Annotated in this window: 15 protein-coding genes; 8 read left to right on the top strand and 7 right to left on the bottom strand. The window is 50.8% G+C overall.

The genetic code is table 11. The features are described 5' to 3' along the window. Positions 1-262 precede the first annotated feature (262 nt). The 3 genes from K1X45_RS04520 to K1X45_RS04510 all read left to right on the top strand — a co-directional run bounded on the left by K1X45_RS04520 (position 263) and on the right by K1X45_RS04510 (position 6,077). Positions 263-2,719 (top strand): mechanosensitive ion channel domain-containing protein, encoded by a 2,457-nt coding sequence (locus tag K1X45_RS04520; RefSeq protein ID WP_220159936.1) that lies wholly within the window; start codon positions 263-265, stop codon positions 2,717-2,719. A 189-nt stretch (positions 2,720-2,908) separates the two neighbouring features. Then, positions 2,909-3,193 (top strand): hypothetical protein, encoded by a 285-nt coding sequence (locus K1X45_RS04515; RefSeq protein WP_022709852.1) that lies wholly within the window; start codon positions 2,909-2,911, stop codon positions 3,191-3,193. Between the two features lie 373 nt (positions 3,194-3,566). Beyond that, positions 3,567-6,077: an FAD-dependent oxidoreductase gene (locus tag K1X45_RS04510; protein WP_220159935.1), complete on the top strand. Its 2,511-nt coding sequence runs from the start codon at positions 3,567-3,569 to the stop codon at positions 6,075-6,077. 111 nt (positions 6,078-6,188) lie between these two features. Here K1X45_RS04510 and K1X45_RS04505 read toward each other — a convergent pair whose 3' ends face one another. Further along, the gene (locus K1X45_RS04505; protein ID WP_220159934.1) at positions 6,189-7,187 is read right to left on the bottom strand and encodes a GlxA family transcriptional regulator; all 999 of its coding nucleotides are present in this window, start codon (positions 7,185-7,187) and stop codon (positions 6,189-6,191) included. Between the two features lie 588 nt (positions 7,188-7,775). On the opposite strand from K1X45_RS04505, the gene K1X45_RS04500 reads away from it, so the two are divergent. Beyond that, complete coding sequence (locus K1X45_RS04500; RefSeq protein WP_075656425.1) at positions 7,776-7,910, top strand: entericidin A/B family lipoprotein; 135 nt, start codon at positions 7,776-7,778, stop codon at positions 7,908-7,910. A gap of 74 nt (positions 7,911-7,984) precedes the next feature. Here the strand turns inward: K1X45_RS04500 and K1X45_RS04495 are convergent, their stop codons facing one another. The 3 genes from K1X45_RS04495 to K1X45_RS04485 all read right to left on the bottom strand — a co-directional run bounded on the left by K1X45_RS04495 (position 7,985) and on the right by K1X45_RS04485 (position 11,158). Beyond that, a complete protein-coding gene (locus K1X45_RS04495) occupies positions 7,985-9,040 on the bottom strand; it encodes a glycine betaine/L-proline ABC transporter ATP-binding protein (RefSeq protein WP_255560578.1) in 1,056 nt (351 codons plus the stop codon). After that, positions 9,030-9,920 carry a proline/glycine betaine ABC transporter permease gene (locus K1X45_RS04490; protein ID WP_220159932.1) on the bottom strand — a complete coding sequence of 297 codons (891 nt, stop codon included), beginning with the start codon at positions 9,918-9,920 and terminating at the stop codon, positions 9,030-9,032. Before K1X45_RS04490 ends, K1X45_RS04495 begins: the two co-directional genes overlap by 11 nt. A gap of 227 nt (positions 9,921-10,147) precedes the next feature. Then, positions 10,148-11,158 (bottom strand): ABC transporter substrate-binding protein, encoded by a 1,011-nt coding sequence (locus K1X45_RS04485; protein WP_022709846.1) that lies wholly within the window; start codon positions 11,156-11,158, stop codon positions 10,148-10,150. Between the two features lie 850 nt (positions 11,159-12,008). On the opposite strand from K1X45_RS04485, the gene K1X45_RS04480 reads away from it, so the two are divergent. Next, positions 12,009-12,437, top strand: a complete 429-nt coding sequence (locus K1X45_RS04480) for an EamA family transporter (protein ID WP_022709845.1) — start codon at positions 12,009-12,011, stop codon at positions 12,435-12,437. On the opposite strand, the gene K1X45_RS04475 is transcribed toward K1X45_RS04480, so the two are convergent. Continuing rightward, a complete protein-coding gene (locus K1X45_RS04475) occupies positions 12,434-13,219 on the bottom strand; it encodes a TSUP family transporter (protein WP_220160379.1) in 786 nt (261 codons plus the stop codon). The genes K1X45_RS04480 and K1X45_RS04475 overlap by 4 nt on opposite strands. Before the next feature lie 256 nt (positions 13,220-13,475). On the opposite strand from K1X45_RS04475, the gene K1X45_RS04470 reads away from it, so the two are divergent. Then, a complete protein-coding gene (locus tag K1X45_RS04470) occupies positions 13,476-13,928 on the top strand; it encodes a TerB family tellurite resistance protein (RefSeq protein ID WP_075656273.1) in 453 nt (150 codons plus the stop codon). Between the two features lie 63 nt (positions 13,929-13,991). On the opposite strand, the gene K1X45_RS04465 is transcribed toward K1X45_RS04470, so the two are convergent. Beyond that, the gene (locus K1X45_RS04465) at positions 13,992-15,041 is read right to left on the bottom strand and encodes a P1 family peptidase (RefSeq protein WP_220159931.1); all 1,050 of its coding nucleotides are present in this window, start codon (positions 15,039-15,041) and stop codon (positions 13,992-13,994) included. Positions 15,042-15,078: 37 nt separating this feature from the next. After that, positions 15,079-16,149: an ABC transporter substrate-binding protein gene (locus K1X45_RS04460; RefSeq protein WP_220159930.1), complete on the bottom strand. Its 1,071-nt coding sequence runs from the start codon at positions 16,147-16,149 to the stop codon at positions 15,079-15,081. A gap of 479 nt (positions 16,150-16,628) precedes the next feature. Here K1X45_RS04460 and K1X45_RS04455 point away from each other — a divergent pair, with 479 nt between their 5' ends. Further along, on the top strand, positions 16,629-17,171 hold the full coding sequence (locus K1X45_RS04455) for a flavin reductase family protein (protein ID WP_220159929.1): 543 nt from the start codon (positions 16,629-16,631) through the stop codon (positions 17,169-17,171). Between the two features lie 122 nt (positions 17,172-17,293). Beyond that, the gene (locus K1X45_RS04450; RefSeq protein WP_370627071.1) at positions 17,294-18,196 is read left to right on the top strand and encodes an alpha/beta hydrolase; all 903 of its coding nucleotides are present in this window, start codon (positions 17,294-17,296) and stop codon (positions 18,194-18,196) included. Positions 18,197-18,202 lie beyond the last annotated feature (6 nt).

Raw genomic sequence — 18,202 nt, 5'->3', positions numbered from 1 at the left:
CATCTCATTAACCATTCAGCATCTTAATCACAAGGAAAATAGCTGACATGACACGGCTTTGTTGCATTTTGCTGACAAAAAACAGCTATGTCTGCTGACGACCTGCACGAGAAGATAAACAATATCTCTGTGACATGAAGCTGTGGCCTTAATCTTATTTGCGCCTATATTGTGCATAAGAAAGCAGCGTTTGCGCCCATTTATTTCTATGCTGTTATTTGTGGATTGACGGCTCTGAAAAAGCCCCGGAAAAGTCAATAATATGAATCGGAAGCAGCAGTTTATTGAGAGACAGATTTTGAAACTCCTATCAGCAATCTCCTTAAGGTTTTTATTGTGCTTTGTATTGCTGGTATCGGGCATTGCTGCAGGGAGCGTGACCGGAAACGGCTGGGATATGGCTCAGGCGCAATCCGTGTCGCAAAATCTGGCAGCGCAACAAAAGACGATTGTCGAGGACTTGCGCGTCCAGATTGATGAAATCGGCAAAACTCTCGATAAATCCAAAAGCAATGATGAAACGCTGGCCAATATTAAGGTCAAGCTTGAGGGAATTTCCAAAAAGCTTCTCGATGCCGGTCTCGCATTTCGCCCGCGTCTGAGCGAAATCAATTCACGCCTTGACCAGATGGGACCTCCACCTGCGGAAGGTAAGCCTGCTGAATCCGAAATTGTTGCGACAGAGCGGGAGCGGCTGACAGCAGAAAAGGCAGAGATCAATACGGTTCTCGGTTTTACCGAAGATGCATCGGTACAGGCCAATCAGCTGATTGAGAAAATCGGCTCCATGCGCCGTGACCTGTTTACGCAGACCCTGTCTCAGCGTGTTGATATTAACACGGCGCTGGTGACCGAGGTTATCAATGCGGCCGGTTATGAAACCAAAACATTTTATTATCTGCTGAAGTCGTGGTGGGATTTCACGCTCTATCCGCGTCTGTGGACATTGCTTGGTGTTCTGGCGATTTCCGTTATTCCGGCATTGCTTATTCATTTAAGTGCAAGGCGCTGGCTCGCCGATCTTTATGAACGCGATCCGCTGGAGGACAGACCGAGCTATCTCAGCCGTTTGTCCGTTGCCTTCTGGTCAACAGTCATTCCGTCCGTGGCGATTGTTGTGTTTCTGGGGCTGGTTTATGTGTTGTTCCAGCGTTTCGATCTGCTGCGGCCTGATGTGGCGCAGTTGCTGGCGGCCTTATTTTCTCTTTTCTGTGTGGTGCTGTTTATTTACCGGTTGGCACGGGGCGTGCTTAGTCCCGATATGCCGAACTGGCGCCTGTTGCCGATTGCACCAAAACCTGCGCAAATTCTGATCTGGTTACTGACAGCCGCTGCGATTACGCAGAGTATTGAATATTTTCTGGAAATTCTGAATGGCGTGATGTCTTCGCCCTTGTCGCTGACCGTGGCGAAAAGTGTGATCGGCACAGCAATGGTTGGTGCTCTGCTGCTGGCGATTGCCTTCCTGAAACCGATTCAGAATCCGAGAACCGGTGAATTGCGCGAATGGCCGAAACTCACCAAGATCATTCTGATCGTGCTGGGACTTGTGCCGATTTGTGCCGCGATTTTTGGTTATATCGGCCTTGCCCGTTTTGTGGCGCAGCAGATTGTGGTGACAGGTGCGTTTATCGTCACCATGTATCTCGGCTTTCTGACAGCCCGTGCGATTACCCATGAGAAAGCTTTTGCCAATACCAGCCTCGGGCGGAAGCTGCGGGACAAGTTTAATGCCAATGAGGCCACGCTGGATCAGCTGGGGCTGTTGGCGGGTATAGTCATTAATCTTATCGTCCTGCTGATTGGTGTGCCGCTGGTTCTGATGCAGTTCGGCTTCCAGTGGTCGGAAATGAGCACGAGTTTTGTGCGGATTATGACCGGTTTCCAGATCGGTAACTTCTCGATTTCGCTGCTGAGCATCCTGACCGGTATTGTGCTGTTCATTATGGGCTACTTCCTGACGCGGTTGTTCCAGAACTGGCTGGACGGCAGTGTCATGGCACGCGGGCGTATTGATCCGGGTGTGCGCAATTCCATCAAAACCGTGGTCGGCTATGTCGGTCTGGCTTTATCGGGGCTGCTTGGTATTTCTGCTGCCGGTATCAATCTCTCCAGCCTTGCACTGGTCGCCGGTGGTCTTTCGCTTGGTATCGGTTTTGGCTTGCAGAATATTGTCTCGAACTTCGTTTCGGGTCTGATCCTGCTGGCTGAGCGCCCGCTGAAAGTCGGTGACTGGGTGCAGACAGGCACTGTCAGCGGTTTTGTGAAGAAGATCAGCGTGCGTGCAACGGAAGTGGAAACCTTCCAGCGCGAGACGATTATCGTGCCGAACTCGACGCTGATTAATGACAATGTCGGCAACTGGACACATCGTAACAAACTTGGCCGTTCCGACATGCAGCTTCTGATCGGGTATCGTACCGATGTGCGCCGGATTCAGGCAATGCTGTTTGAAATTGCCAAGGAAACGCCGCTGGTTCTGAAAAATCCGGAGCCGATGGTGTTTCTGATTAATATGACTGAGTTGGTCAGCAGCAATATGATGATGCGCTTCGAGATCCGCATTTTTCTGGCTGATATTACCAGCGCTCTCGGTGTGCGTAATGAATTGCAATTCACGATTGTTGAGCGGTTTGCAGCAGAAGGGATCAGTGTGATGCCTTTGCCGTCTCCGATTCCTTTGCCTGAGCCGCATGTAAATTCAGAAGAGGTCGCTTAGAGCTGATCATGAAGGAAATGCCAAAAAGTTGTTCGATTCTTGTCTGGATTAAGCTTTAATTAACTTCTCATTCAGTTGCGGTTCATCGGCAATGATTATAAATAAGGCCATGAAATGATGCGGTGCAGACTAAAATGTGACTGACACAGAGATTGAAACCGCAGTGAAGTTCAGAGTTTGAGGAGTGCTATGGTGAATATGAAAAAAACCGGATTTGGCAGCCTTGTTATGATTGCAGGCATTCTGGCCGGATCAGCATCTGCTTTGGCAGCATCCGTCCTGAACAGCGACAGCACAGCACAGACGCTTGTGGTGACGGAAGGTTCTTCCAAGCAACAGGTGACAGTGCAGCCCGGTGAAACAGTATCAATCTGCCCGAGCGGCTGTTTTGTGACCTTTCCGAACGGCGACCGCGAGGCGCTGACGGGCAATGAGGCCATCACAATTCTCAATGGCGGCGGTACGCATAAATAACCGCTTCAAAGCGACTGATTTTTTTAAAGCCGCAATGGTCACAACCGTTGCGGCTTTTTCTTATGCTTAAAGCAGCAATCCTTGTTTTAACATTGCCTGTGCGGGTGAATTTACACTGCGGAGAGGCCGCGTCGCGGCGCTTTTCGGCGGTGTCGCAAACAGACCTTACAAGTCACTGAACTGACAGCATAGTAAGCGCAATCTGCTTTGAAACACCGGAAGAGTGGTGCGTCTCAAGGCGGGAGATTTGCGCCCTGCCACGTTATGACCGCACCGGATAAAGGGGCTGAAATAACAGGCTGTATCAGAGTGTTGCAGTGCCGGACCGCTTCAGAACAAGACGCGGCATTGCCGGTTCAGAGGATGAAGTTTCATGAAGACCCATGCCCGTGCGGTGGTTATTGGTGGCGGTGTGGTAGGCGTGTCTACGCTCTATCATCTGGCGAAGAAAGGCTGGGCAGATTCTGTGCTGATCGAGCGCAAAGAACTGACCTCCGGCTCGACATGGCATGCGGCGGGGCTTCTGCCTCTGTTTAATCTGAGCTATTCGGTCGGGCAGATTCACAAATATTCCGTCAAATTCTATCAGGAACTGGAAAAAGAGACTGGTCTGAATGTCGGTTTCAGTAAGTGCACCAATATTCGCTTAGCGCGCACCAAAGACCGCTGGGACGAATATATGTATTATGCCGGTGTGGCGAAGACCATTGGTGTACCGGTGAATATTCTGACACCGGAACAGGTCAAAGAAGTCTGGCCGCTGGCGGAAACGGACGGTATTCTCGGCGCGATCCAGCATCCGGATGACGGTTATATCCAGCCTGCCGATCTCACACAGGCGCTGGCAAAAGGTGCCCGTGATATGGGCGCTACGATTTACCGTTACACCACCGTGACCGGTATTGAACCATTGCCGGACGGCAAATGGCTGGTGAAAACCGACAAGGGTGATATTACTGCTGATCACGTTGTGTCCGCTTCCGGTAGTTTCGCTGCGAAAACCGGCAAGATGGTCGGCCTGACTGTGCCGGTTGTGCCGGTCGAGCATCAATATATTGTCACCGAGCCGCATCCGGCAATCATGGAGCGCAAATCCAAAGGTCTGCCGGAAATGGGCGTGCTGCGCGAGAGTGACAGCTCATGGTATATGCGTGAGGAAAATGGCGGTCTTCTGCTCGGGCCTTATGAAATCGGTGCGCCGGTCTGCTATCAGGATGGCCCGTCTGACGAGAGCGAATATGAGCTGTTTCAGGAAGATCTTGAACGCCTGATGCCATATATTGAAACCGCAATTGCGCGTGTCCCTGCCTTTGGCGAGGTGGGGATCAAGAAAGTTTATAATGGTGCGATTGCCTATACGCCGGATGGTAATCCGATTATCGGCCCTGCACCTGGATTGCAGAATTTCTGGCTCAATGAAGGTCATTCTTTTGGTGTGACTGCTGCGGGCGGTGCCGGCTGGCAGCTGGCCGAATGGATTGTCGAGGGCGAACCATCCATTGATATGATGGGTGTCGATCCGCGCCGTTTCGGCCCTTATGTGACCGAAGGCTATCTCAAAGAAAAAGCGGAAGAAGCTTATGCCGATGTTTTTACCGTGCATTATCCTGATGAGGAACGCACAGCTGCACGTCCGCTGAAGCGCTCGCCGTCCTATGATCGCCAGAAGACTTTGGGCGGTGTGTTCGGTTCCGTCTATGGCTGGGAACGTGCCAACTGGTTTGCGCCGGAAGGCTATAGCATTGATGTTGCATCGCTGGATAAGCCGGATGTGCTGCTGAACCATAACCATCCGGAGCCGGATGCCAATGGCAAGATTCAGGAGCTCTGGTCGTTCCGCCGCTCGAATTATTTTGAACATGTCGGCAATGAGGTGAAAAATGTCACCAATAATGTCGGCCTGCTGGATATGTCACCTTTCGCCAAGATGGAAGTGACCGGTTCCGGTGCGCGCCAGTGGCTGGAAAGCATTCTCGCCAATCGTGTGCCGAAGAAACAAGGCCGCGTGGCACTGAGCCATATGCTGACACCGCAGGGTGGTGTGCAGAGCGAATTCACCGTCTATGAGTGGAAGCCAGGAAGTTTCTATCTGGTGTCTGCCGGTGCCTATGAGAATATCGATCACGATTATCTCTATAAGCTGGCACCAAAAGACGGTTCGGTTATTCTGCGTCCGATCACCCAGAAATATGGTGTGCTGGTTCTTGCAGGGCCGAATAGCCGTAAAGTCTTGCAGAAACTGACCCGCACCAGCCTGTCCAATGAGGATTTCCCTTGGCTGACAGGTAAAGAAATAAGCGTCGGCACTGCAACTGCCCATGCATTGCGCGTTAACTTTGTTGGCGAGTTGGGCTGGGAACTGCATCATCCTATTGAACAGCAGAACACGATCTATGATCTGGTGATGGAAGCCGGTGCTGAATTCGGTATCAAACCGTTTGGTATCCGCGCCATGCTGTCGATGGGGGTTGAAAAATCCTATCGTCTGATTCCACGCGAAATGTCGGTGGAATATAATGCCTTTGAATCCGGTCTGGATCGCTTTGTTCACCCGAATAAAGGCGAGTTTATTGGCCGTGATGCAGCTGTGGCTGCCCGTGAAAAAGGTCTGCGCTGGAATTTTGTGACGCTTGAAATTCACGGTGTTGAGGATGCCGATGCCCGTGGTTCCGAGGCGATTTACAAAGACGGCAAGCTGGTTGGTCGCGCCACCAATGGCGGCTTTGCATGGCGTCTCAATAAGAGCATTGCACTGGCAATGGTAAAGCCGGAACATGCTGCGATCGGGACGGAGCTGGAAATCAATATTCTCGGCAAGAATTACAAGGCGACGATCGTACCGGAATCGCCGTTTGATCCTGAGAATGAACGCCTGAGAGCTTAAAAACTCTCCGTCATTATGAATGACAAAATCACCGGCATTTCCATTGAGATGCCGGTGATTTTTATGCATGGGTAATAAAATAAAAGGCCGGTAAAACCGGCCTTTTATTTTTTAAGCAGCAATCAGCTGTTTTCTGTCGGCACGTTCCTGCTGCGGTGAACGACCGTAAAGTTCGCGATAGCATTTTGAGAAATGCGAAGCGGAGACAAAGCCGCAGGCTACAGCCACTTCAACCACCGGCATAGAAGACTGGATCAGCAGATGGCGGGCGCGGTCAAGACGGATTTCCAGATAATAGCGGGCAGGGGAACGCCCCATTTCCTGACGGAACAGGCGTTCAATCTGGCGGCGGGACAAGCCGACATTACCGGCAACATCCAGCAGTGACAGAGGTTCTGTGAGGCAGCCTTCCATCATTTCAATGATTGAGAGTACCTTGGAATTCTGTACGCCGAGACGGGCACGCAGTGGCAGGCGCTGACGGTCATGCGGTTTGCGCACGCGATCAGTCAGTGCCTGTTCGCAGATGCTGTTGACCAGATTTACATCAAAATCATCGCCGATCAGTTTCAGCATCATATCCAGTGCTGCGGTGCCGCCTGCGCAAGTGTAGAGGTTGCTGTCGATCTCAAACAGATCCGCATAGACCTCAGCCTTCGGGAATGTTTCAGAAAAGCCGGGCAAATTTTCCCAGTGAATGGCGCAGCGTTTGCCGGAGAGCAATCCGGCCGATGCCAGAATATGCGCGCCGGTGCACAGTCCGCCAACGGAAATGCCGCGATTATAGGATTCACGGAGCCATGCCAGTGCAGATTTATTCTGATAATTCTCTACATGGACGCCTGAACAGACAAATACCATGCTGGGGCGGTTCTCGCCGATAAGATTGCGGCGTTCATCATCCAGCGATGTGTTTGCAGCAATTTCAATATCACTGGATGCCATGACAGGTTTACCGTCTGCGGAGGCCAGCCGCCAGCGATAGGCTTCAAAACCGAGCATACGATTGGCAATGCGCAATGGCTCAATCGCCGTGGCAAAAGCAATCATAGAAAAATTCGGCACCAGAAAAAAGACAATAGACCGCTTAAGCCGTGCTTTATCATTCATGGCCATGTTCCCGCATTTTCAGAGCTGTCATGTCGTAAAACAAGATGCTCAATTATTAATTTGTGCAGATCAGATCGGGCCAGAGAAGAGCCGGGTTTATCCTTTAAGGTGCTTTTCCCGTAAAACACTCTCTGTTTTGTCTGAACCGCTTTGTATAGTTTGATCTCTGACAGGCCGGTTTTCTGTCCCACACAGACGGCGCAATCAGGATATCGGTATTGAGACATATTCTTTGGTCTTAGGGAAGTGCGGCCAAATGCCTGTCGCGAAATGGTAATTTTGTATCGAAAAATGGCGCGCAAACGCAAAATTTTTGTAATCTTAGAATTGGTATAAAATGAAATTATGTCGCGAACGCTATATTGTTTGTGTCTTTTGATATTGTGCAAGGCACAGCCGGTAAGGCGCTCAATTATTTCCTGAATTATATTTTAGTGATGCAACCAGAAAGGGGCGTTCCGCGTTCCTTGTCATGAAACTGTTCGTTTTCTGTCAGGAGTGATGCGGTTTCCTAAGGTTATTCTTTGGGGAAACGCCCCGTATCTGACAGGCGATCAGGTTTTGGCTCATGATTTGGGAGATATCTTGATGAAAACTTCTGTATTCGCCCCGCTTGTTATTGTTATCTGTGCGCTGTCGCTGGCCGCTTGTGCCAATACGGTGCGCGGTGTCGGCAAGGACGTGAAAGACACCGGCCGTGCTGTCCAGCAAACCATTGAGTAAATAAGCGCACAAAATACTTTAAAAGCCTGCATTGAGCGATCAATGCAGGCTTTTATTTTGAGGTTTTTATAAATTTAACGGCGTATCATCGCAGCCATAACCGAACTGACAGATGTCTGGCCGATGATGATGCCTTTTTCGCAGCACACATTGACCTGTTCAGTTTTTTCATCCACGAGTTTGCGCATTGCCTCTTCCAGCAGCGTATCAAAACGGATTACCGGCAGATTGGTGTCTGCACCTTGCGGGGGCGTCATAATCGTATCCACACGGATAACCCGCCCGCGATTGACCTCCTGCACAAAGCTTTCAATATAAGCATCTGCCGGATGAAGCACGATATCCTGACCTGTGCCTTGCTGAATGATTTCACCATCGCGCAAAATGGCAATCCGGTCACCCAGCCGCAAAGCCTCATCCAGATCATGCGTGATGAAAACAATGGTCTTTTTGATCTCCTTTTGCAGGTCGAGCAGCACAGATTGCATATCCACGCGGATCAGCGGATCAAGCGCGGAAAAGGCCTCATCCATCAGCAGGATCGGTGCATCATTGGTCAGCGCACGGGCTAGTCCCACGCGCTGCTGCATCCCGCCGGACAGCTGGTTCGGATATTTCTCCTCAAAGCCTTTCAGGCCGACGCGTTCAATCCAGCGATGGGCTTCTTCCAACTGTCTGGCACGCGGCACGCCCTGAATTTCCAGCCCGTAGACGGTGTTTTCCAAAACTGTGCGATGCGGCAATAGCGCAAATTTCTGAAACACCATCGCGGTTTTGTGCCGCCGGAATGCGCGCAATTGCGCAGGCGACATAGTGACCACATCTTCGTCGCCGACCAGAAGTTCGCCGCTGGTCGGGTCAATCAGCCGGTTGATATGGCGGATAAGGGTGGATTTGCCGGAGCCGGACAAGCCCATCACCACCTGAATACAGCCAGCAGGCATATCAATGTTAATGTCGCGCAGCCCCAGAATATGACCATGCTTGTCATTCAGTTCTGCTTTGGTCATGCCTTCTCTGACAAGCTGCACATAGGCTTTCGGATCATGACCGAAGATTTTGTAGAGATTGCGGATGGAGATGCCGGCTGCAGGTGTCTCAGCCGTCGATGCAGACGGATTATTGGCCATGCGTGATCTCCAGATGTTTCTGCAACCGTGCGCCATAGGCCTGACTGATGCGGTCAAAAATAATGGCAATACCGACAATGGCCATGCCGTTGAAAATACCCAAAGTGAAATACTGGTTGGAAATGGCTTTAAGCACCGGCTGTCCCAGCCCCTGTACGCCGATCATCGAGGCAATCACCACCATGGCCAGCGCCATCATGATTGTCTGGTTGATACCCGCCATAATGGTTGGCAGAGCTAGCGGAAGCTGTACATTTTTCAGTTTCTGCCATGGCGAGGAGCCAAAAGCATCGGCGGCTTCCAGAACATCGCGGTCTACCTGCCGGATGCCGAGATTGGTGAGGCGGATAATCGGCGGAATGGCATAGATCACCACAGCAATCAGCCCAGGAACACGCCCGATGCCAAGCAGCATCACCACCGGAATGAGATAAACAAAGCTTGGCATGGTCTGCATAATATCCAGCACAGGGCTGATGACACTTTGCAGGCGGTTGGATTTGGCCATCAGAATGCCGGTCGGGATGCCGACGAGAATGGCGATAACCGTACAGACAAAAATCATCGAGATTGTCTTCATCGTATCATCCCACATGCCGAGATAGCCGATGATAAACAAAGTGATGACAGAGCCGATGGTGATTTTGATGCTGCGGCTGGAGAACCATGCGATTGCGGCAATGAGCAGTAATATGATCGGCCAAGGTGTGCCTGTCATAAAGCGTTCTGCCTGAATCAGAAAATATTGCAGCGGGTTGAAAAAGCCCTCAATGGCATCCCCGTAGGCACGGGTGAAGCTGCGGAATGTCTCGTCAATGGCTTTTTTGAGATTGGTAAGTGTCGCATTGTCGAGATTGGGAAAGCGGTACAGCCAGTCCATGAAGCGTCTGTTCTCCGATTTGCAACTCATTCAATTTTTTAAACACTCCCTGTCCGGCATGATGAGGCCGGACAGGGATTTTTGAAGAGGCTTTGTCACTGATAAAAATCAGTGACTAGAGCGTGTCGCGTTTACTCGTACCCACTGCGTTCGCTCTAGATTCTTTTCATTGTCGCATGTTCGCGGTAGCTCAAATAAATTCATTTGAGCGCGACATGCTCTAAGGATCAGATCGCAGCTTTCACTTTTTCCGCCACATCCGCCGGAACCCACTTCGTCCACATATCTTCCTGTGTTTTCAGGAAGTGGACAGCAGCCTGTTCACCGGTTGCCTGATTGTCGGTCATCCATGCGAGCAGCTTGTTCAGCGTTTCATTCGACCATGACCGGTTTTTCAGATAATCGAGGGCAGGGCCTGCACGATCAGAGAATTTCTTGGTGACCAGTGTTTGCACACGATCTTTCGGCCAGCCGTTTTTCTTCGGGTCCGGGCAGTCGAGCACGGTGTTGCAGCGTTTCCATTCAGCTTCATCAATGTCATAGCCGGTTTTCAGCATGACCATTTCATATTTGCCGAGCAGGGCGGTTGGTGCCCAATAGAAGGCAGCAATCGGCTCTTTGCGCTCATTGGCTTTGGCGATAGCACCATCCAGACCGGCTGCGGATCCGGTATCAATCAGGTTGAAACCGGCTTTTTCAAATTCAAAAGCCTTGTAGAACTGGCTGGTAACAACCGTGCCGCCCCAACCCGGTGCACCATTATAAATAGCGCCCTTGGACGGATTTTCCGGATCAGGAAACAGATCAGGATGCTTCAGCAAATCGTCGAAGGTTTTAATGTCAGGGTTTTTGTCGGCAATATATTTTGGAATCCACCAGCCCTGTTCACCGCCATCGGGCAGGGACTCGGACACGGCAATAATTTTGCCGTCATCAAAACCTTTTTTAACAATATCGGGCAGCAGATCGACCCAGCCTTCCGGAGCAATATCCGGCTGACCTTTTTCTACCATGGATGTGATGGTCGGTACTGTATCGCCGACAACGATTTCCGCATTGCAGCCATAGCCTGCGGTGAGAATGATTTTATCAAGATTGGAAAGCAGTTCTGCGGACTGCCAGTTCATATTGGAAATGGTGACTTCACCGCATTCGGCAGCTTGTGCAGACACAGACATCATACCGGAAGCTGTCAAAAGACCGGCGGCCAGAATAGTTGAAGCAAAGAGCCTCTTCATATGTGTTCTCCTATTCCCCTTGGTACCGGTTGTTATCTGTCTTCCGGTGGTACCGGTGCCGGAGACAGTTAATTTTTTATAATGATATGCAATATTCTAAGCAGCAAACTGTGCGGCTTCACAACGACGATCTGTAACGAATTAGCGACATTCCTATTTAAAGAGTGAAAAACTTTGCCGCTGCCAGTTGTTTTATGACAGAAGAGAAATGGAGTGCTTCAGTTTTAAAAATGTGACTTATTTTGTCATGAAGATTTTGTGGGTAATATTTAGGTTGGTATAAAATCAGATAAAAATAGTGATATTATACTTTGAGCGATTTTAAGTATCACTTTGATAGTAAAGAGATTTTTGGATGACGTAAGCAGCCTGTGCTTCAGGCGCGAAAAAACTCGCTCTGACATAACAGGGGGGGGCAGATTTATCAGAATTTGGAGAGGAGAAAATACAGGTGCAGGCTTGGCTGCAGCTGCACATTGAGAGCAGATACGGCAAAAACCGCGCTATCGCTTTTAAGCTTGCGCGGTGATTGCCAAAATACGCTTGGCTTATCTGCCTCACTCAACGCGGCAGATAAAATACAACTCCGGTACGCAGTACCTGATCCGGAGCGGGAGACATAAATGTCTCTTATCCACTCTTTTAAACACACATCGTTACCGTTCGGTTATCAAGAGTTTAACGGGTGGTAAATATGCAATTTTTTTGATTGTTTTTCTCTCGGGATGCAGATTATTTCTATTGTGCAATACATTAAATGATGAGCTGCGTGACCATTATTGTTAGTAGCATCTGAAAACTCAGAAGATTATTTACAAGAAACGCAGAAGATAAAGTTAAGGAACAAACAATGACGGAAAGCTGGCAATTCTGGGCGCTGGTATCAGCTGCATTTGCGGCACTGACAGCAATTTTTGCCAAGCTGGGTATTGCCGGAATTAATTCGGATTTTGCGACCTTTATCCGTACATTGGTGATTATCGCAGCCTTGTGCCTGTTTCTTACAATCAGCGGGCAATGGCAGAAAACATCCGATATTTCGGCAAAGAGCTGGTTGTTTCTGGTTCTGTCAGGGTTGGCAACCGGTGCATCATGGATCGCTTATTTTCGTGCGCTTAAAATCGGCGATGCCGCGCGTGTTGCACCGGTAGACAAGCTCTCAATCATTATGGTGGCAATTTTCGGCGTGGTTTTTCTCGGCGAAAAGCTCTCCGCGATAAACTGGGCCGGTGTGGTGATGATCGCAGGCGGCGTTATTTTGCTGACCTTAAAAGTTTAAAATCCGATCCAGAGACGCAGCGGATTGCTTGGCTCCATCAGCAGGCGGATTGTCAGCAGGATACAGGTAATAATCAGCAATGGCTTGATGAGACCTGCGCCGACGCGCATTGCCAGATGGGCACCGGCTGTGGCGCCGAACATTTGGGCGACACCCATAACCAGACCGATTTTCCAGTTAATCGCACCGAAGGCCAAAAAGGTCAGGAAGCTGCCGAAATTCGAGGCAAAGTTCAGTAATTTTGTGTGGGCGGTTGCTTTGAGCAGGCCATAGCCTGCCAGAGACACAAAGCACAGCATGAAGAATGAGCCGGTGCCGGGGCCAAACAAGCCGTCATAAAAACCGATCAGCGGCACGATGGTTACGCCGAAGAGAAACGGCTTCATACGCTGAACGCGGCTGACATCACCTGCATTCGGTTTCAGGGCGAAGTAAATGGCGATAGCGATCAACAGAATTGGCAGCAAGCCATAGAGAAAATCACCCGGAATATAGGTGGCCAGCAGGGCACCAAGCACAGCGCCGAGACCGGACATTAAAGCTTGCGGCAATTGCTCCCTGATATTGACATGGCCTTTACGCGCATAGGACAGAGTTGCGGAAGACGAGCCAAACAGCGATTGCAACTTGTTGGTGCCCAGTGCCTCAACAGGGGGAATACCGGCCAGCATCAGCGCCGGGACGGTAATCATACCACCGCCGCCTGCAATCGCGTCAATAAATCCGGCAATAAAACCGGCGAGAGCGAGCAGCAAAAGCAGGGAATCAATGGAGGCGGTCATAGACGCGAACATGGGGGAACCGTTCAGAACTGTGCAGCGGGTCTTGCGGAGAGGGGCAAAGCAGGCGGCGGGCTTTTATGTTGGGAGCAATTCATAAAGACTGCCGGATAGAGGTGCAAGATGGGACAGAACAATAACGGAATTGTTTATTTAAGCTTGTCTTATTTCTAAAGAGTTGCGAGGCAGGGCTTGTCATTTGGCCGCAGTCTTGCCAACACTGCATTTCTTAAAAGACTTGCGTTTTTCGGGGACGATGATGAGTGAAACGATTTTTGAGCGTATCAGCGCTTATCTGAGCAAGAAGACTGCTGTGCAGCGCCTGTCGGAGGATCCGGCTCTGGTCTCCGAATTGCTGCTGCTGGTGCGGTTGGTTTTTGCCGACGGACAGAAAAATCAGGCTGAAATGAATGCATTATTGCGCATCATGCAGCATGATTTTGATATCAAGCCGGAAGAACTGCCTGAAGTGGCAGATTATCTGAAAACCTTCTCCTATGAGACGACCAGTACACAGGCCGCTGCTTTGTTCAGTGAAATGGTGCCGGAACGCCGTCAGTCGCTTGTCGGACATCTGCTGACCATTGCAAAAGCGGATAATGAAATTCATCCGGCGGAAAGTGCATTGATTGCCCGTGTGGTTGAGCAGCTGAATGTTACTCCGGAAGAACTGTTTGAGCGCCGCCAGAATAGCGGACAGGTTGAAGATTAAGCACGCTCCCACAATGGGATAATAAACAAAGAAAGAGCGCGCCCCGACCGGCGCGCTTTTTATTTATTCTCCGGCCATGATCCAGCAGGAGAACAGGTCATGTTCTCTCGGTGCAGCATGATAAACTCCGCGTGCCACAGCGCGTGCCATAGTTGAAGCCGCGGCGGCGCAAAGATCGATAAAATCTTCAACCGATGGTTCAATGCCGCTGGCACCGGTGGCGAGTGCAAAGATCAGATCGCCGTCAAAAGGCGTATGTGCAGGCCAGATCGCGCGGGAGTAACCGTCATGAGCAGCAATCGCCAGACGCTTGGCCTGAGCTTTTGTTAGAACCGCATCGGTGGCAATGGTGCCGATGGTTGTATTTGCCGCAGGCGGCAGTGCAGTGCCGTTGTCACGGAATTTGATGCGCAGGTCTGTTGCATTTGCAGGCATAGGTGAGGGGTAACCAATCCCACCGAATTCATTATCCTGCTCAAATGGTGCAGCCCAGAAGTGCTTTGTATCGCCGACGGTGACAGAACCGACAGCATTGACTGCAACCAGTGCGCCCATCGTCACGCCATTCGCTAGTCTGTGGGAGGCGGAGCCAAGTCCGCCTTTGAAACCGGCGACCAGAGCACCGGCACCGGCACCGTAACTGCCAAGTTCAAATTCTTCTGCCGCATTTTCCGCTGCCAGATAGCCAAGCTCGCGATAGGGCGGGTAACGTCCCCAGTCTTTGTTGCCGCCATTATGCATGTCAAAGAGAATGGCCGAGGGGACAATCGGAATATGATGGCCTGCCGCTTCAAAACCGATTTTTCTCTCGCGCAAGTAAGCCTGCACACCCGATGCGGAATCGAGACCGAATGCCGAACCGCCGGAAAGCACAATCGCATTCACGCTTTGCACGGTATTATGGGGCTCAAGCAGATCGGTTTCCCGCGCTCCGGGTGCGCCGCCCAGCACTTGCACCGCAGCGGTGGTTTCACGGTCACAGAGAATAGTTGTGACGCCGGTTTTGATATGCTCGTCCTGCGCATTGCCAACCCGCAGCCCTGCCACATCCGTAATCAGATTTCGCAGGCCGGAAACAGTGGTGTTGTGGCTGTGGCTCAGCGGCTTTGTCATTTTCTGTCCCCCCATTTTGGTTTTTCCATTTTTGATTTTATTGTACCGGTTCAAAATCCTTGCCGTTAAAGCGCATCAGCCGGTACGGATTTTCCTGCCGCAAACCTGCATGCGTAAAGCTGACGGTGCCACCGGCTGTTTCAAAACGGGTTGAGTATAAAAGCTCGGCAGCGGTTTTTTGCGTTTCTGACGGATCGGTCAGGATCTGTGCGGCAATTTGCAGGGCGCTATAGGCCTCTAATGCATAACCGTCAGCCTTCATATCCTGCGTATCCGGTTGCTTTTCAGCCATAGCGGTAATGGCTTTAACTGCACTTTCTGTCGAAGCCTGTGTAATGGCTTCAGGAATAGCACTCATCAGCAGTCCTGCTGGCAACGGGTTTTGCGGATCAACGCGCAGAAATGTTTCACTGCCTGCAATTGTAAGAGGCCAGTTGGCTGCTGCTGCACTGCGGGCAATGACTGAAGCATCATCCCCTTCACCGCCGAGCAGAATATGGTTGATACCCGCACGTTTCAGCCGTGAGATTAAAGCATTTTGCGAGGTTTGTGCCGGACGGTAAGTGTCGGTCAACGCCGGTTCAAGGCCGCGCGATTTGAAAGCCAGCAGAGCATCGCGTGCAAAGTCACGACCCTGCACGGTTCCGTCTTCAATCAAAGCAAAAGGAGCGGTGCGCCAGAGAGGGGCAAGTGTATCGGCCAGAACTGCCGTTGCGAGCTTACGATCCGGCTGCAACCGGAAAATGCCGAAACTCTGTCTGGTTTCCTGCTCAAGAATTGTTGGCTGACGACTGCCGAGGCTGAGAATGGCTATGCCGTCTCGCGCCAGTACCGGTGCCGCGCCTTCCAGCGATTCACTGCACAGATAGCCGATAACGACTTTGACTTTTGCCTGTCTGAGTTTCTCAGCTGTGGCTGCATCCTGATCCGCTTTGCAATATTCCTGCATATAGACAAGGCTGACCGGATATTGGTTTTGTATTTTGGCCGCTTCTGCACCAAGCATGATCTGTTTTGCCAGCGTGGCATAAGGCCCTTCAAAAGGGGCAACAATACCGATTTGCAGGGGAGAATTATCAGCCTGTGTCTGGCCGTGAGCGGTGCTCATGGTCAGCGCTGATAGTCCGGTACAAAGACAGTAAAGCTTGGCGGCAAGTCTCATGAGATGCGGGTTCAACCTTGATAAGAAAATTCTGACCTCAGAGGTAGAGTGTTCTGCATCTGCTTGCAATGGCTTAGTATCTGATCCAAAACCGCCTGACTTGGCTGCAAATGGCAATTTTCTCCGCTTCCGTACTCACATACATTAAGTACGCTCCGTGCGGATGCTCAAAAATCACCATTTTCGCTTGTGTCAGTCGCTTTTTGATTCAGATACTTAAACTTGTTCTGGCCACACTTACGTAACTGTGCTGATTTTCTGCTGTCGTGTTTAGAATTCTGCTTTTATAGAGTTAAACGACAGTCCTCACTGTCATTTGATTGCTAAAATCGAAGAGTTGGTACTGTAAAGTGGGCACCGGACGTGTAAGAGGGTGTTGAAATCTTATGCGCATTTTATAGTGGTGCACTGGCAGAGCGATATAAATGAATATGGTAAAGTCTATTGTGACGACAAATCAGGCTGTGGATCCGCTGAACTATCGCAATGCGATGAGCCAGTTTGCCGGTGCTGTGAATATTGTGACGACTGACGGTCCGGCCGGACGCCGTGCTCTGACGCTTTCTGCCGGTTGTTCCGTATCGGATAATCCAGCGACTATTTTGATCTGCCTGCAGCGTGTGCATACCGATAATCTGATGTTCATTGAAAACGGTGTTTTTGCTTTCAATGTGCTTCATGCGGGGCAGAAAGATCTCGCGGAGGCTTTTGCCGGCCGCAACCACCTGACCATGGAAGAGCGTTTTGCTTTGGCTGAGTGGGATGTTATGGCGACAGGTTCGCCGGTTCTCAAAGGCGCGCTGGCAAGCCTCGATTGTAAGATCATCTCGCGTCAGGATCATGCCACGCATCATGTTCTGTTCGGGGAAGTGCTGGCCTTACGGCAGATTTCTGCGGAGCAGTCGCAGGTCGAGGGCAATGAAGCGCTGGTTTATCTCAACCGCTCCTATCATCAGCTCAAAATCTGAAGCCTGTTAATTAAACGAGACTTGGTTTGACAAAAAAGCCCGTGCGCAGCACTCTGCGCGCGGGTATTTTTATTATGAGAATGCTCAAGGACTAAAAGGGGAGGCTGCAAAGGGAGATTGCAGTGGGAGTTTTGGGAATTTCATTGCGGCCTGCGGGGGCGCTGGTTCTGGTTGCGGGATTATTCTGCACTGGTGCGGCTCATGCGCAACCGCCGTTACAACCTTTTAAAGACGACTTGTTTTCTGCGCAGACCGTGCTGAAAAGCGCCGATGGCGGCAATTATCTCATCCTCGATTACAATGAAATGCGCGACATCAACGGGCGCGATACCATTGTCGAGAAACGGGTGCAGGATAAATATGTCTCGCTGAAAATACGGGCGCAGCAGAAGGATGTTGCTGTGCCGACTGCAGCGGGCGTGGTGAAGACCTATCAGGTCGGCAAATTGACACCGCAGACCTCCATGATTGTGCTCTATCTTCATGGTAAAGGCGGCAACCGCCATCAGGGTGTGAATGACTTTACATTCGGTGGCAATTTTAACCGGCTTAAAAATCTGGTGGTGCAGGGCGGCGGTGTTTATCTCGCCCCTGATTTTTCGGATTTCGCAGCCAAGGGAACTTCAGAAATTTCCGGTTTGATTGCTGCCATGAAGCAGCAGGCACCACGTGCCAAGGTGATTGTCACCTGCGGTTCAGCGGGTGGTGTGCTGTGCTGGCAATTGACTGCGGATGCAACTGCGGCGCAGCAAATTGACGGGCTGGCACTGCTTGGCTCCCTCTGGGATGACCAGTTCCGCAAGAGCGTTGCGTTTAAACGCAAGGTTCCGGTTTTCCTAAGCCATGGTAGTCGTGATCCGGTTTTTGCGATTGACAGTCAGGAAGCTTTTTACCGGTCTTTGCGCAAAACAAAGGGCGGATATCCGGTAGTGATGCATCGTTATGAAAGCGGCAATCACGGTACGCCGATCCGCATGACAGACTGGCGGGTGGCATTGAACTGGCTGGTTAGCAAGGCTCCATAAAATCTG

The organism is Pseudochrobactrum sp. Wa41.01b-1, assembly GCF_019464455.1.
Classification (GTDB): Bacteria; Pseudomonadota; Alphaproteobacteria; order Rhizobiales; family Rhizobiaceae; genus Pseudochrobactrum; species Pseudochrobactrum saccharolyticum.
Note: the sequence above shows the minus strand (reverse complement) of the source record. Positions and strands in the feature narration are given on the sequence as shown.

Excerpts from the sequence above, each read along its gene's own strand:
- K1X45_RS04520 (WP_220159936.1), top strand. The coding sequence starts at position 263 with ATGAATCGGAAGCAGCAGTTTATTGAGAGACAGATTTTGAAACTCCTA.
- K1X45_RS04515 (WP_022709852.1), top strand. The coding sequence starts at position 2,909 with ATGGTGAATATGAAAAAAACCGGATTTGGCAGCCTTGTTATGATTGCA.
- K1X45_RS04510 (WP_220159935.1), top strand. The coding sequence starts at position 3,567 with ATGAAGACCCATGCCCGTGCGGTGGTTATTGGTGGCGGTGTGGTAGGC.
- K1X45_RS04505 (WP_220159934.1), bottom strand. The coding sequence starts at position 7,187 with ATGAATGATAAAGCACGGCTTAAGCGGTCTATTGTCTTTTTTCTGGTG.
- K1X45_RS04500 (WP_075656425.1), top strand. The coding sequence starts at position 7,776 with ATGAAAACTTCTGTATTCGCCCCGCTTGTTATTGTTATCTGTGCGCTG.
- K1X45_RS04495 (WP_255560578.1), bottom strand. The coding sequence starts at position 9,040 with ATGGCCAATAATCCGTCTGCATCGACGGCTGAGACACCTGCAGCCGGC.
- K1X45_RS04490 (WP_220159932.1), bottom strand. The coding sequence starts at position 9,920 with ATGGACTGGCTGTACCGCTTTCCCAATCTCGACAATGCGACACTTACC.
- K1X45_RS04485 (WP_022709846.1), bottom strand. The coding sequence starts at position 11,158 with ATGAAGAGGCTCTTTGCTTCAACTATTCTGGCCGCCGGTCTTTTGACA.
- K1X45_RS04480 (WP_022709845.1), top strand. The coding sequence starts at position 12,009 with ATGACGGAAAGCTGGCAATTCTGGGCGCTGGTATCAGCTGCATTTGCG.
- K1X45_RS04475 (WP_220160379.1), bottom strand. The coding sequence starts at position 13,219 with ATGACCGCCTCCATTGATTCCCTGCTTTTGCTGCTCGCTCTCGCCGGT.
- K1X45_RS04470 (WP_075656273.1), top strand. The coding sequence starts at position 13,476 with ATGAGTGAAACGATTTTTGAGCGTATCAGCGCTTATCTGAGCAAGAAG.
- K1X45_RS04465 (WP_220159931.1), bottom strand. The coding sequence starts at position 15,041 with ATGACAAAGCCGCTGAGCCACAGCCACAACACCACTGTTTCCGGCCTG.
- K1X45_RS04460 (WP_220159930.1), bottom strand. The coding sequence starts at position 16,149 with ATGAGCACCGCTCACGGCCAGACACAGGCTGATAATTCTCCCCTGCAA.
- K1X45_RS04455 (WP_220159929.1), top strand. The coding sequence starts at position 16,629 with ATGAATATGGTAAAGTCTATTGTGACGACAAATCAGGCTGTGGATCCG.